We start from the raw sequence: 12,569 nt of genomic DNA, 5'->3' as shown, positions 1-12,569 counted from the left end.
TCCTGGGGTATACTGGCCCCAGTCGTCAGCGAGGTGCCCCATGAGTGAATTGAAAAAGCAGGTCTGTTTTGCCCTCTACAGCGCCTCCAACGCGGTGATGCGGGCCTATCGGCCGCTGCTGGACAAGCTGGATCTCACCTACACCCAGTATCTGGTAATGCTGTCGCTGTGGGCGCGGGACGAGGTCAGCCTCAAGGAGATAGGTCAGGAAACCGGGCTGGATGCGGGCACCCTGACTCCCATCGTCAAGCGGCTGGAGAGCAAGGGCTGGTTGACCCGCACCGTCTCCCGCGAGGATGAGCGGCAAAAATGCATCGGCCTGACCGAGGCGGGGCGTCAGCTGCAGCAGGAGGTGAGGGAGTGCTGTCTGGCGGACAACTTGCGCAATCAGGTGGATCTGGCCGATGCTGAACTGGCCCAGCTCAAGCAGCTCTGCGATCGCATCTCGGCGCAACTGGGGCGCTGAGTGCGGCCCATCCATCCGCCTGAGGATCCACCCATGAAACTCCTGTTGCCCCTGTTTGCCCTGTTGCTGACCGCCTGCAGTTCTGGCTCCCATGCCCCTTCGATGGCCATCGACGATGCCGATGCCTGGCAGGCTATCTGCAAGGACGGAACCCGGGTGCGGGCCGTGGTGGAGGAGGGGATCTGCGCGGATCATCGCGGTGTTGCCATGTGGACGAATAAGCCAAGAGCCGCACGGATGGCAGAGGAAGCCGCCAAATAGTGTGATCCAGGCGCCATAAAATGACACAACCGGCCGACTGGCCGGTTTTTTTCGCGATCCCGTCGGCACTTTGCCATCTTGTTCATGGTGCGCTCAGTTTTCTCTTCCCATACTGGCCCTACAGTTCCAAAAGAGGAGAGACGAGATGCAATCATCGTTGGTTGGGCTCTCCATTCTGTGGGGGCTGGCCAGTTTTGGTGTTCAGGGGGATTTCATCGAGAGCCGTGATTCCGTTGCGCCATCCTGGCAAGCCGAGTCCAGAGTGGAGATGGAAGGTTATCTGATCGAGTCGCTGGGTGAAGATCGCTGGCTGTTCGACAACGGCAGCGAGAGCCTGCTGGTCTCCCTGCCCCAGGGGCAGTGGGTGCCGACCGGCGAGCGGCTGCGGGTCAGCGGCGAGCCCCAGCAGGAGCAGGCCGGCTGGCTGTTGCAGGTGCAGGATGTCAGCCAGGTAGCGGTCTGAGTGCAGGCTGCTGACTGAAGATAAAGAAGAGGAGGCCAGTGGCCTCCTCTTCTTTTATCCAGTCTGGCCCGCCGAGCAGGGCTGGCGGTCAGCCCAGATGGTTGAGTGGCAGCGCCGTCTTGTGCTTGATCCGGCGCAGCACGAAGCTGGAGCGCACCCCGGTCACCCCCGGAATGTGGGTCAGCTTGTCCAGCAGGAAGTGCTGGTAGTGCTCCATGTCCCGCACCACCACCTTGAGCTGGTAGTCGGCATCGTTGCCGGTGATGAGGTCACACTCGAGCACTTCGGGCAGCTCACTGATGGCGCGGTCAAAATTTTCGAACCGCTCCGGGGTGTGCCGGTCCATGGAGATGTGAATGTAGGCGGTGAGGGTCAGCCCCAGCTGGCGGGCGTTGAGCAGGGTGACGTGGGTGTCGATGAGACCGGCATCCTCCAGCGCCTTGACCCGGCGGGAGCAGGGGGAGGGGGAGAGCCCGACCAGCTCGGCCAGCTCCAGGTTGCTGATGCGGCCATTCTCCTGCATCAACTCCAGAATATGCCTGTCTATGCGATCAAGTTTCAGCATTCTCCGTTCCTCGTTGCAATTACTAATTCACTTTTCCTAGATTAAGGGTGAACTATTGCAAAAACAACTGAAAATACATGCTACTTCGCAACCACTCACCGGGCCGGCAGGGATACCATGGTTACATCTTCCGGTGGCAAGACAGAAACCCAACCCGGTCTCTGTGGTGAAGGACCTTACCGGGTCAACAACCCCATCAGCCGTCTCACCTTATCGGGCAACGACGGGCTGGAACGAGAGCATCCCCTCCCCGAAGGCAACAAAGCAGGCATCCCGGCGCCTGCTTTGTTGTTTCTGGCGTTTGCGGATCAGGGCTGCGGCCTGATGCGATAGAGGCAGCGGTGATCCCCCTCCAGCAGATACTGCTCCCGCTCCACCCCGGCCGGCGCCAGCAAGCGGCGAAACATCTCCAGTTCGCTGCGACAAAAACCCCGGCAGGCCCGCGCCGCCGCGCAGATGGGGCAGTGACTTTCCCACAGCAGCCAGCTGCCATCCTCCTCCTGGCGAAAATCCGCCATATAGCCCTCTCGCGTGCGCTGCGCCGTCAGTGCCGCCAGCCTGTCGGCCAGCGCCGGCTGGGTCAGCTCGGCCTGATAGCGGGCCAGCTGCTGCTGCTCCCGCTGGGCGATCAGCCGCTCCATGCCCACTTCGCCAAACAGCTGCTGGATGTTGTCGATAAGCTGCAGCGTCAGTTCGCTGTGGCTGTCGGGGAAGCGTTGCCAGGCCTGCTCGGTCAGGTGCCACAACCGTACCGGTCGACCGCGCCCGCGTGCCTCGTCGTTGAAACTCACCCAGCCGTCGGCCTCCAGCGTCATCAGGTGCTGGCGAGCCCCCATGGAGGTCATCTGCAACTGCTCTCCCAGCTCGGCGGCGCTCTGTGGCCCGTGGCTCTTGAGCAGAAACAGTATCTTGTCGGTGCTGGCATTCATGGCAAGGCTCTCATCGTCGGCAGGTGCGGTCGCTTGCGCGGCCGCGGTTCTGGCATGGATAAGAGCATTATGGGGAGGGGGATTTTTTAAATCAACAATTCGCTTTACTTAATCTGGTTTGATTGCCAACATAAATAAACCAATAACTTTATTTAATGGGGCGGACATGGAAGGGATCAAGGGGCAGGCCAGCCTGTGGGTATTGGTGATGACGGTGACGCTGGCGGTGGCAGGCTTCAGTCTGCCGTCTCCGGTGCTGGCGCCGCTGTTGCTGGATCCGGCCCAGGGCATGCTGACGCCGGCAGCGTCGGACTGGAGCCGCAAGGTATGGCTGGGGGTCATCATGGGGCTCTATCCACTGTTTCAACTGGTAGGGGCTCCCTGGCTCGGCAAGCTCTCCGATCGCCATGGCCGCAAGCCGGTGCTGACCCTGTGTCTGGTGGGCGTGCTGGTGGGCTACGCCCTGATGGCGCTGGGGATCGCCTGGCGATCCTTGCCGCTGCTGTTGCTGAGCCGGGTGGTAGAGGGCTTCTTCAACGGTGACATCGCCATCGTGCAGGCGATGGCGGCCGACATGAGCACCGCCAAAACCAAGGCGCGCAGCTTCGCCTGGATCAACATCGGCATGAACCTGGGCTGGGTGGTGGGCCCCATGATCGGTGGCTATGCCGCCGTGGTGTCCGGCGATTACAGCCTGGCGGCCTGGCTGGCGGTGGCCATGACCCTGGTCAACCTGCTGCTGGTGCTCTGGCTGCTGCCCAATCGGCCGGCAGCGACCCGCAGTGAGCAGCCGGCACCGGCCCTCTCTTCCCGCCAGCTGCTGCTGCAACCGGCGCTGCTGCCCTACTTCGTGCTGACCCTGCTCAGCTACGGTGCGGTGCAGCTCTACTTCACCTATTTCAACGTCTGGCTGGTGGAGCGGCTGGCCTGGGATCCGGTGCAGCTGGCGCAGGCCGCCGTGCTGGTGAGCGTGCCCATGATCCTGGGATCCTGGCTGGGCTCACGCCTGGCTCGTCATTGGCGTGGCAGCAGTCTGGGGGTGGTCGGCCATCTGGTGATGGCGGCGGGCATGCTGATGTTCGTGCTGCCCGGCCACTGGTGGGGGCTGGCTCTCACCTTCATTCCCACCGGCATCGGCATGAGCCTGGGAGAGCTGGCGACCTCGGTGGCGGTCTCCAACCGCAGCCATGCCGAGCAGCAGGGGCAGGCGATGGGGCTCTATCGCGGGCTGGCGGTGGGCAGCGAGATCCTGGCGGTGGTGGTCGGCAGTCTGGTGCTGCTGGCGGGCACCGAGTGGCCCTTCTATCTGGCGGCGCTGTGCAGCCTGCTCTGTGCCGTTGGCTTCTATGGCCTGCGCCGGGCGGCGGATCGGCGACAGCGGCTCGACGTCCAGGTCGAAGCCGGCTGACGGGATCACAGAACGACGCGAAGGGGGCAACCGGCGCTTGCATCGTGGCGCCGACTCTGGGACGGTATGGCTCTTTGCCTTGCTTGCCCGATCGCCCGGTGCTCCCCGCTATGCTCAGCCTTTGGCGGTGGCATGAATCGTTATTTGAACGCGGGTTGGTATGGCGCCGCATTCGTTTCGACATGTTGGTGGTGACATGAGTCGTTATCAGGCATGGCGTTGAAAGCGGGTTGGTAAGGTGCCGCATTCGTTTCGACATTTTGGAGGTGATATGAGTCGTTTTCAGGCCATTGCGTTGGATATGGACGGTACCTTGCTGACCCGGGATCACAAGATCTCGTCCGCCACCCGGGCCGCACTGGCCCAGGCCCGCGCCCACGGTATCAAGGTGCTGTTGGTGACGGGGCGCCACTTCATGACGGCCCGTCCTTTTCATCACGAGCTGGCCCTCGACACCCCCATCATCTGCAGCAATGGCGCCTACCTCTATGATCCGGTGCAGGAGCAGATCCTGACCGGGGATCCGCTGGCGGTGGCTCCCCTCAGCCGGCTGCTGGCGGAGGTGCAGGCGCACCAGATGGGGGCGCTGTTCCACCTCGACGAGGGGATCGGCTACCTCGGCTGCGAGGAGCATGTGACCCGGATGCGCCATTGGTCGGCGACCCAGCCGGATCATCTCAAGATCTCCCTGCTGCCGGCGGAGGATCTGGCGAGCTGGCTCAGCCGGCCGGTCTGGAAGCTGGAGCTGTTCAACCAGGATCCCGCCCTGCTCCATCACTTCATGGCAGAGGTGGTTGAACAGTTGCCCTTTACCCGTGACTGGGCGGCACCCTATGCGGTGGAGCTGGTGCAACCCGGCTGCAGCAAGGGCAACCGGCTGGCCCAGTGGGCAGCGAGCGAGGGGATCGCGATGGAGAACGTGGTGGCGTTTGGCGACAACAACAACGACATCAGCATGTTCGAGCAGGTGGGGCTGGCGGTGGCCATGGGCAACGCGGCGTCACAGATCCAGGCGCTGGCGGATCGGGTCACCGCCGATCACAACGAAGATGGCATCGCGCTGGCGCTGCAGCGCTGGGTTCTGCCCGCCTGAGGGACAGAAACAGCAACAGAAAGGGGCCATGTCGGCCCCTTTTTTGTTTGTCAGTTCCCGAAGGAGAACTGGATCACCCGATCCGGGAAGCGGATCCGGTTGTAGTCACGGCGCAGCCCCTCGTAGTGACGGATGGCGCGCTCGCGCTGGGCGCGGTAGTAGTCGCGCTGCTTGCTGTCGTTCTCGTTGCGGATCTGGCGCTCCAGTGTCTCGATGTCGCGCTCGGTTCGCTCCATGTCACTCTTGAGGTCGCTGAGCTGTTTCTCCACCAGGTACTCCTGGCGGCCGCGATCGTACTGGGTCAGGAAGCTGGCATCGTTGGGGCAGACCCCCTGATACTCGGCGCCGGACTTGCCCTTGCTGTAGGCGAGCTCCGGAATGCAGTAGAGCTCCAGCCCCTTGGCATAACCCCGTTTCCACTCTGCTTCGTCCACCTTGAGGCCGTATTCGCCGCAGGTCGAGACGTAGTCGCGGGTGGCGGCTCGGGTCTTGCCCTGCTCGCCGTCCTGATAACCCAGGTTGTACCAGCTCATGGTGCGGCACTCTTCTTCCGACAGCGAGCTGCAACCGGCGAGCAGGAAAGGCAGGGTCAGCAACAGGATCTTGGGGGACATGGACGACGGGCTCCGAGAGGGATGATGGGGGCATTCTAGAGAGGATGCCGGGGCAGGACAAGGGATGAAAAACGGTGCTGGCCGGCGCCGTTTTTTGAGCGGTTTGTCACTATTTGCGCGGGCTGGCGGCGTGGCGGCCCGCGCCCTTTCCTTGTGGCCGGCCACGGGGTAAACTGCGCCATCTTTTAACTGGCGCGTAACAAAAATAATGAAAGTCCTGACCGTCGATTACCGCTCGCCCGATGCGGCGCAGCGCTTCACCGAATCCCTGCGGACCACCGGCTTCGGGGTGCTGACCAATCACCCCATCCCGAAAGAGCTGGTGCAGTCCATCTATGACAACTGGTACCGCTTCTTCATGAGCGAGCAGAAGCAGGATTTCCTGTTCAATCGCGAGACCCAGGACGGCTACTTCCCGCCGTCGGTGTCCGAGGTGGCCAAGGGCCACAGCCAGAAGGACATCAAGGAGTACTTCCACCTCTACCCCTGGGGCCAGATGCCGGCCGAGCTGAAAGAGCAGGCGATGGAGTACTACCGGCTCGCCAACAACCTGGCGGCCGAGCTGCTGGGCTGGGTCGAGCAGTACACCCCGAGCGACATCGCCGCTCATTACAGCTGCCCGCTCTCCTCCATGATCGAAGAGAGCCAGAAGACCCTGCTGCGGGTGCTGCACTACCCGCCGTTCGACGGCACCGAGGAGCCGGGTGCCATCCGCGCCGCCGCCCATGAAGACATCAACCTGCTGACCATACTGCCCGCCGCCAACGAGCCGGGCCTGCAGGTGAAGGGTTCCGATGGCGAGTGGATGGACGTACCGTGCGATTTTGGCACCCTCATCATCAACATCGGTGACATGTTGCAGGAGGCCTCCCACGGCTATTACCCCTCCACCACCCACCGCGTCATCAACCCGACCGGCGGCAGCGCCGCTAAGTCCCGCATCTCCCTGCCGCTGTTTCTCCATCCGCGCCCGGACGTGGTGCTCTCCGAGCGTCACACCGCACACAGCTACCTGATGGAACGGCTGCGGGAGTTGGGGGTGATCTAGTCCCCGAAGCGGGTTCACCACCCTGTAAAACCGGAGCAAAATTGCTCCGGTTTTTATTTGTTGGCAGGATTGCGCGTTAAATAGAATTTAATTAGGTAATGATGCCAATAATGCGCGTTTTATCCAGATAAGCGGCGTTGTGATTGCGCAGCCCCCCCCGTACTCTGAGCGTCATTCTGGGCCCCTTGTGGCGGGCCCCACGGTTGGAGTTCTTATGAAGCAGTCCCAATGGTCATCCCGGCTCGGTTATATCCTGGCCGCCGCCGGTTCCGCAGTCGGTCTCGGCGCTATCTGGAAGTTCCCCTATGTGACGGCCGCCAACGGCGGTGGCGCCTTCCTGCTGGTGTTTCTGCTGTTCAGCTTCACCCTGGGGGTGGCGGTGCTGATGGGGGAGACCTTGCTCGGCAGCCTGAGCCGGCGCGGGGTGGTAGGGGCCTTCGGTGCACTGATGGGCAAGCGCTGGCGCTGGGTCGGCGCCATGGGGCTGCTCAGCAGCCTGCTCATCTACAGCTTCTACAGCGTGGTGGGCGGCTGGACCCTGGGTTATACCGGCATGGCGTTGGCGGGCAGTCTGCAGCACGGCGATGGTGCGGCCCTCACCGCCCGCTTCAACGACTATGTGGGTGATCCGCTCTGGCCGGTGCTGACCCACCTGCTGTTTGCCGGGCTCACCTGGTGGTTCGTGCAAGGAGGCGTGCAGAAGGGGGTGGAGCGTACCCTGCGCTGGATGATGCCGGCCCTGTTCATCATGATCCTGATGCTGGTGGCCTTCGGCCTTACCCTGCCCAACGCCATGGCCGGGGTGCGTCACTTCCTGATGCCGGATTTCAGCAAGCTCGGCATGTCCGGCGTGCTCGACGCCATGGGGCTGGCGTTCTTCTCCCTCTCCATCGGCCTTGGCATTCACACCACCTATGGCGCCTACCTGCCCTCCAGTGACGGGGTCGGCCGCTCCAGCCTCTGGGTGGTGCTGCTGGCAAGCCTCATCGCCGTGCTGGCGGGCTTGATGATCTTCCCGGTGCTGGCGGCGACCGGCATCGATCCTGCCTCCGGTCCGGGGCTCACCTTCATGACCATGCCGGCGGTATTCCAGCAGCTGCCGTTCGGCCAGGGGCTGGCGGTGGTGTTCTTCGCCTTGCTGGTGGTGGCGGCGCTGTCGTCGGCCATCTCGCTGCTGGAACACCTGCAGTGCTTCGTCAGCGAGAGCCTGGGCTGGTCACGGCGGGCCGCCTGCGGCCTCATCACCGCGCTGGTGATGGCGGGCGGCATTCCGGTCAGCCTGTCGTTCGGACCCTGGGCGCAGGTGACCCTGTTTGGCAAGAACATCTTCGAGCTGCTCGACTTCGTCACCTCCAACCTGATGATGCCCATGTTCGGCTTGGCGCTCACCCTGCTGCTGGGTTGGAAACTGGGTCGCCAGGCCTTGCCCACCGGGCTGGCGCTGCACTGGCGTACTCTGGTGATGGGCTGCTGGCGCTGGCTGGCGCCGCTGCTGATCGGCGGCATCCTGGTGCGCGGGCTGGTGTAATCAGGGTTGGCGGATGGGCTGCTGAGCCTGCTGGTGACGGTCCCTGACCTTGTCGATGGCCGCCTGCCAGCGGGCGATCACGGCGTCATCCTCGCTCTTCGAGAAGACGATGTAGAGCCAGTTCTCCTGCAGCAGTAGCCCGGAGTTCACCACGCTGCGGGGGGAGAACTTCATCTTGGCCAGGATGGCCGGCATGATCTGCTCCCCCATGGGGAAGGCGTCTATCTTGCCGAGCATCAGTCGTTCGATGGCGTCTTCGATGGTCTGGCAGCGCACCAGATTGGTGTAGCCCTCGCGGGTGAGCAGCTCGTCATCGGCGTTGCCGAGCAGCACGCCGACCCGCGCCAGCTGGCGCAGCTGGGCCAGATCGGTCAGCGGTTGGCTGCCTCTGGCCTGGTAGATCACCACCCGGTTCAGAAACAGCGGCCCTACCCACTTGAACTGGGGCTCCCGCTGGGGCGTGCGCAGAATGACGAACAGGGCAAAGCCGGGCTCGACCCTGGTCAGCGCCAGCGCCCGCTTGAGGGGGTAAATCTTGATGGGATAGTCGACCCCCATCTCCTGCTGGGCCTCCTGCACCAGTTGCACCGCCAGCCCGCCGAGCTTGCCGTCGCTGGTGTGGGTAAAGGGGGGCAGCTCGTGGCTGAGCAGGGTCAGCGGGGGTTGCGTGGCCTGCGCCAGGGTGGGCAACAGTAGCCAGGGCAGCAGCCATTTCATCCAGTATCCGGTCAGGTGCGTCACGTCGGTACATCCATGTTGCGCAAGGGAGTGGCAGGGCAGGTCGGTCCCATCGGTCATGTCGACCTCGTCCAAGCTAAGACTATTATCGTTCAAGGCCGTGGGCGGGGAGGCAGCGGCGCTGATTTTTGGCGCCGGCCGGGTGAAAACAAGATTTTTTTGGCCACATGAAAAAAAGTTTGGCCATGTTGTGTCAATTTTTCTTTCCATGGTTTAGGCTGTGATCCCTTTTCAGCATTCAGATCAGATTATTCATGTCACGTCGCGTTGTCCTGTTCGGTCGATTTTTTAGCTCGCAAGAGAGGTGACCTTGCACGCGCAGCTTGTCTGAATGTTCATTGCAAAGGTCGCCACCAGGCGGCCTTTTTTGTTGCCCCGCCCAGGCGGTTACCCATGGAGTATCGATGTGATGTTGTCTTGCCCGGAGGTTGTATGAGCCAGGTTCAGTGGTCTTCCCGTATCGGTCATGTGCTGGCAGCCGCCGGTTCGGCGATCGGCCTTGGCGCCATCTGGAAGTTTCCCTATGTGACGGCCACCAACGGCGGCGGTGCCTTCCTGCTGATGTTTCTGCTGTTCAGCTTCACCCTGGGGGTGGCCGTGCTGGTGGGTGAGACCCTGCTCGGCAGTCGCAGCCAGCGCGGGGTGCTCGGTGCCTTCCACAAGCTGGTGGGGCCGAACTGGCGCTGGATGGGGTACATGGGAATCCTGTGCGGCTTCTTCATCTACAGCTTCTACAGCGTGGTGGGCGGCTGGACCGTGGGTTACGCGGCGCTGGCGGTGAGCGGGCAGCTCAACCTGAGCGAGGGGGCGGCGCTGACCGCCTTGTTCAATGGCTATGTCAGCCACCCCTGGTGGCCGGTGCTGACCCATCTGGTGTTTGCCGGGCTCACCTGGTGGTTCGTGCAGGGGGGCCTGCAGAAGGGGGTGGAGCGGGCGCTGCGCTGGATGATGCCAGCCCTGTTCGTGATGATGATGCTGCTGGTGGTGACTGGTCTCTCCATGCCCGGCGCCATGGCCGGGGTGCGCCAGTTCCTGCTGCCGGACTTCTCCATGCTGACCGGCCAGGGCGTGCTGGACGCGCTGGGGCTGGCCTTCTTCTCCCTCTCCATCGGTCTTGGCGTGCACACCACTTATGGCGCCTATCTGCCCAGCAGCGAGGGCGTGCTGCGATCCGGCGTCTGGGTCGTGACCCTGGCGAGCCTCATCTCGGTGCTGGCTGGGTTGATGATCTTCCCGGTGCTGGCCTCCACCGGTATTGACCCGACTGCCGGCCCAGGGCTCACCTTTATGACCATGCCGGCGGTGTTCAACCATCTGCCGTTCGGCCAGGGGCTGGCGGTGGTGTTCTTCCTGCTGCTCTTGGTGGCGGCGCTCTCCTCCTCCATCTCCATGCTGGAGCACCTGGTGCGCTTCACCACCGAGGAGTGGGGCTGGTCGCGCCGTGGCGCCTGCCGAGTGCTGACCCTGCTGATCATGGCCTCCGGCATTCCGGTCAGCCTGTCGTTTGGGCCCTGGAGCGAGCTGACCCTGTTCGGCAAGACCATCTTCGATCTGCTGGACTATCTCACCTCCAACCTGATGATGCCGCTGTTCGGTCTGGTGCTGACCCTGCTGCTGGGCTGGCGACTGGGTGAATCCGTGCTGCCAGCCGGCCTGTCGCCGCTGCTGCGCGGCTGCCTGCTCTGGTGCTGGCGGCTGGTGGCGCCGCTGCTGATCGCCGGCATCCTGGTGCGCGGGCTGCTGTAACCGCGGCCCGGCTGACCGGGCCTAGTTGGGGGGCGTGGTGGGTAGGCGGGGATTGAGGTGGGAGCGGATCTGCAGCAGGGTCTTGTGGTACTCCTCGGCGTGGTGCTCCATGAAGGAGGCGCTGTGGTTGAGGCGCCGCTCCAGCCGATCCACCAGCAGGGCCACCCTGGGAGCGGCCATGCCGGCCGGCCAGCACAGTTGCAGCAGCTCCAGCAGTTGCCAGGCATCGCCGGGCAGGGCGGGGAACTCCTCCTGCAGGGTCAGCGCATACTGCACGGCCAGTTGGTGCTGACCCGCCGCGCTGGCCCGTTGCCGCTCCTGGCGCAGGTAGGTCAGCCGCAGCTCGCGCCGCTCCAGCTGTTTCATGAAATCGCCGATGACCTGCTTGAACAGCTGCTGTACCAGCGGGGCCGGGGCAACCCTGGCCTGATACTGGCTGAGCTGGCTCAGGTAGCGCTGGGCGTGGTGGGGCAGGCCACAGAACTGGCTGACGGCAAAGCCGAGCAGCTGGTTGAGGTGGTGATCCCGTGCGCTCTCCGGCGGGTGCTTGGCGAGCAGCAACAGGGCCTCGTCGAAGCGATAGTCCAGGCTCAGCATCAGCGCCTTGAGCAGGGCCTCCTCGTGGGCCCGCAGGGTCACCGCCTGGCTGAGGTAGCGATACTCCTGCTGCAAGGCACTGATCCGGGCGGCGCTCGGGTAGTGCCAGAGCACCGCCAGGCTGGCATTGAGGATGAAGTTATCGATGGACACCCGGAATTTGTGATCGCCGAAGAAGCGCAGGCTGAGGGCGTTGGCCTGCTCCAGCGCCTTGCCCTCGTCCTTGAGCAGCAGCGCCAGCAGAATGGCCGCCTGGCGCCACTCCGGTTGCCAGGCCTGCTTTTGCAGCAGCAGGGTGAGCACGTCCCAGGCTCCTTCCCACTGCCGCTCGTGCAGCAGACAGGCCAGCGCCAGTTCCAGTTGCAGGGGTGCTGGCAGCCGTTCCCGGTTGCGGGCCAGATCCTTGCGCGCACTTTCCAGTTTGTTCAGCCCCAGCAGAGCGTGGATCAACCCCTTGCGCGGCCACCAGGCATCGTGCTCCGTGGTGCAGACCGCGTAGTGCTGGGCGGCGTGAAAGTGATCCTGATGCTGCAGCAGCATGTAGCCCTTGATCCTGTCCAGCAGCGGCCCCAGCTCCCGGTACTTCTGCTGTTGATAGAGCAGGTCCTCGCACAGGGCGCAGCTGACCTGCCACTCCCTGAGCTTCATCGGGGCGGGCAGGGTGCGGGTCAGCCCGGTCAGCTGCACCAGTTCGCGCAGACTGGCGGTGAGCTGATCGGCGGTGAACGGCATGGGCAGCAGCAACGGAAAGTAGAGGTCGGATGGGGGAAACTGCAGCTGATCGTGATCCTCGTCCAGCAGCAGCAGCACGCAGCCCGGTTCGAGCAGACCCAGATAGTGTGCCTCCTGCAGCAAGCGCACCCCCTCACGGGCCTGATGGTGGTACTGGCGGCAGATGACCACATCGAACGACTGCTGGCGCAGCAGGGTGGGCAGGGTCGCCAGCTCCTTGCAGTGGGTCAGCTGGGCGGGGGTGATCCCCTGCTCATTCAGCCCTCGGGAGAGGGCCGTGCTGAGCATGGCATCATCTTCGATCAGGAGGATCTGCATCCTTGGCGCTCCTTGGCTGGTTCAGGGTACGGACAAGTATGGCATGTCGCTGGAGTCAAAGAG

General features: G+C 63.5%; 14 protein-coding genes. 9 read left to right on the top strand and 5 right to left on the bottom strand.

What is annotated here, in order from left to right; translation table 11 throughout:
* The first annotated feature begins 40 nt into the window (after positions 1–40).
* From E5E97_RS00465 to E5E97_RS00455, 3 genes are all read left to right on the top strand, one after another.
* Positions 41–466: a MarR family winged helix-turn-helix transcriptional regulator gene (locus tag E5E97_RS00465; RefSeq protein ID WP_171279695.1), complete on the top strand. Its 426-nt coding sequence runs from the start codon at positions 41–43 to the stop codon at positions 464–466.
* A 33-nt stretch (positions 467–499) separates the two neighbouring features.
* Positions 500–727 carry a hypothetical protein gene (locus E5E97_RS00460; RefSeq protein ID WP_171279694.1) on the top strand — a complete coding sequence of 76 codons (228 nt, stop codon included), beginning with the start codon at positions 500–502 and terminating at the stop codon, positions 725–727.
* A gap of 145 nt (positions 728–872) precedes the next feature.
* On the top strand, positions 873–1,190 hold the full coding sequence (locus E5E97_RS00455) for a hypothetical protein (RefSeq protein ID WP_005304873.1): 318 nt from the start codon (positions 873–875) through the stop codon (positions 1,188–1,190).
* A gap of 88 nt (positions 1,191–1,278) precedes the next feature.
* Here the strand turns inward: E5E97_RS00455 and E5E97_RS00450 are convergent, their stop codons facing one another.
* Positions 1,279–1,755 (bottom strand): Lrp/AsnC family transcriptional regulator, encoded by a 477-nt coding sequence (locus E5E97_RS00450; protein WP_005304871.1) that lies wholly within the window; start codon positions 1,753–1,755, stop codon positions 1,279–1,281.
* A gap of 117 nt (positions 1,756–1,872) precedes the next feature.
* On the opposite strand from E5E97_RS00450, the gene E5E97_RS00445 reads away from it, so the two are divergent.
* Complete coding sequence (locus E5E97_RS00445) at positions 1,873–2,088, top strand: hypothetical protein (protein WP_123785047.1); 216 nt, start codon at positions 1,873–1,875, stop codon at positions 2,086–2,088.
* Here the strand turns inward: E5E97_RS00445 and E5E97_RS00440 are convergent.
* Positions 2,064–2,684: a metalloregulator ArsR/SmtB family transcription factor gene (locus E5E97_RS00440; RefSeq protein WP_011707347.1), complete on the bottom strand. Its 621-nt coding sequence runs from the start codon at positions 2,682–2,684 to the stop codon at positions 2,064–2,066. The genes E5E97_RS00445 and E5E97_RS00440 overlap by 25 nt on opposite strands.
* A gap of 166 nt (positions 2,685–2,850) precedes the next feature.
* Here E5E97_RS00440 and E5E97_RS00435 point away from each other — a divergent pair, with 166 nt between their 5' ends.
* The gene (locus tag E5E97_RS00435) at positions 2,851–4,092 is read left to right on the top strand and encodes an MFS transporter (protein ID WP_171279693.1); all 1,242 of its coding nucleotides are present in this window, start codon (positions 2,851–2,853) and stop codon (positions 4,090–4,092) included.
* A 271-nt stretch (positions 4,093–4,363) separates the two neighbouring features.
* The gene (locus E5E97_RS00430; RefSeq protein WP_043166132.1) at positions 4,364–5,185 is read left to right on the top strand and encodes a Cof-type HAD-IIB family hydrolase; all 822 of its coding nucleotides are present in this window, start codon (positions 4,364–4,366) and stop codon (positions 5,183–5,185) included.
* Positions 5,186–5,235: 50 nt separating this feature from the next.
* Here the strand turns inward: E5E97_RS00430 and E5E97_RS00425 are convergent, their stop codons facing one another.
* The gene (locus E5E97_RS00425; RefSeq protein WP_011707344.1) at positions 5,236–5,799 is read right to left on the bottom strand and encodes a DUF2799 domain-containing protein; all 564 of its coding nucleotides are present in this window, start codon (positions 5,797–5,799) and stop codon (positions 5,236–5,238) included.
* Between the two features lie 208 nt (positions 5,800–6,007).
* Here E5E97_RS00425 and E5E97_RS00420 point away from each other — a divergent pair, with 208 nt between their 5' ends.
* A complete protein-coding gene (locus E5E97_RS00420) occupies positions 6,008–6,847 on the top strand; it encodes an isopenicillin N synthase family oxygenase (protein ID WP_011707343.1) in 840 nt (279 codons plus the stop codon).
* Positions 6,848–7,061: 214 nt separating this feature from the next.
* Positions 7,062–8,375 (top strand): sodium-dependent transporter, encoded by a 1,314-nt coding sequence (locus E5E97_RS00415; protein ID WP_102987980.1) that lies wholly within the window; start codon positions 7,062–7,064, stop codon positions 8,373–8,375.
* On the opposite strand, the gene E5E97_RS00410 is transcribed toward E5E97_RS00415, so the two are convergent.
* A complete protein-coding gene (locus tag E5E97_RS00410) occupies positions 8,376–9,092 on the bottom strand; it encodes an ABC transporter substrate-binding protein (protein WP_171281186.1) in 717 nt (238 codons plus the stop codon). It abuts the gene before it with no gap.
* Between the two features lie 453 nt (positions 9,093–9,545).
* Here E5E97_RS00410 and E5E97_RS00405 point away from each other — a divergent pair, with 453 nt between their 5' ends.
* Positions 9,546–10,859 carry a sodium-dependent transporter gene (locus E5E97_RS00405; protein WP_017411099.1) on the top strand — a complete coding sequence of 438 codons (1,314 nt, stop codon included), beginning with the start codon at positions 9,546–9,548 and terminating at the stop codon, positions 10,857–10,859.
* Between the two features lie 21 nt (positions 10,860–10,880).
* Here the strand turns inward: E5E97_RS00405 and E5E97_RS00400 are convergent, their stop codons facing one another.
* On the bottom strand, positions 10,881–12,506 hold the full coding sequence (locus E5E97_RS00400; RefSeq protein WP_101150572.1) for a hypothetical protein: 1,626 nt from the start codon (positions 12,504–12,506) through the stop codon (positions 10,881–10,883).
* Positions 12,507–12,569 lie beyond the last annotated feature (63 nt).

It is taken from the genome of Aeromonas sp. 2692-1 (assembly GCF_013085505.1).
Lineage (GTDB): Bacteria > Pseudomonadota > Gammaproteobacteria > Enterobacterales > Aeromonadaceae > Aeromonas > Aeromonas hydrophila.
The sequence above is the reverse complement of the archived record's forward strand: the minus strand, read 5'-3'. Positions and strand labels throughout refer to the sequence as shown.

Excerpts from the sequence above, each read along its gene's own strand:
- E5E97_RS00420 (WP_011707343.1), top strand. The coding sequence starts at position 6,008 with ATGAAAGTCCTGACCGTCGATTACCGCTCGCCCGATGCGGCGCAGCGC.
- E5E97_RS00445 (WP_123785047.1), top strand. The coding sequence starts at position 1,873 with ATGGTTACATCTTCCGGTGGCAAGACAGAAACCCAACCCGGTCTCTGT.
- E5E97_RS00455 (WP_005304873.1), top strand. The coding sequence starts at position 873 with ATGCAATCATCGTTGGTTGGGCTCTCCATTCTGTGGGGGCTGGCCAGT.
- E5E97_RS00435 (WP_171279693.1), top strand. The coding sequence starts at position 2,851 with ATGGAAGGGATCAAGGGGCAGGCCAGCCTGTGGGTATTGGTGATGACG.
- E5E97_RS00430 (WP_043166132.1), top strand. The coding sequence starts at position 4,364 with ATGAGTCGTTTTCAGGCCATTGCGTTGGATATGGACGGTACCTTGCTG.
- E5E97_RS00465 (WP_171279695.1), top strand. The coding sequence starts at position 41 with ATGAGTGAATTGAAAAAGCAGGTCTGTTTTGCCCTCTACAGCGCCTCC.
- E5E97_RS00415 (WP_102987980.1), top strand. The coding sequence starts at position 7,062 with ATGAAGCAGTCCCAATGGTCATCCCGGCTCGGTTATATCCTGGCCGCC.
- E5E97_RS00460 (WP_171279694.1), top strand. The coding sequence starts at position 500 with ATGAAACTCCTGTTGCCCCTGTTTGCCCTGTTGCTGACCGCCTGCAGT.
- E5E97_RS00440 (WP_011707347.1), bottom strand. The coding sequence starts at position 2,684 with ATGAATGCCAGCACCGACAAGATACTGTTTCTGCTCAAGAGCCACGGG.
- E5E97_RS00400 (WP_101150572.1), bottom strand. The coding sequence starts at position 12,506 with ATGCAGATCCTCCTGATCGAAGATGATGCCATGCTCAGCACGGCCCTC.
- E5E97_RS00425 (WP_011707344.1), bottom strand. The coding sequence starts at position 5,799 with ATGTCCCCCAAGATCCTGTTGCTGACCCTGCCTTTCCTGCTCGCCGGT.
- E5E97_RS00450 (WP_005304871.1), bottom strand. The coding sequence starts at position 1,755 with ATGCTGAAACTTGATCGCATAGACAGGCATATTCTGGAGTTGATGCAG.
- E5E97_RS00405 (WP_017411099.1), top strand. The coding sequence starts at position 9,546 with ATGAGCCAGGTTCAGTGGTCTTCCCGTATCGGTCATGTGCTGGCAGCC.
- E5E97_RS00410 (WP_171281186.1), bottom strand. The coding sequence starts at position 9,092 with ATGAAATGGCTGCTGCCCTGGCTACTGTTGCCCACCCTGGCGCAGGCC.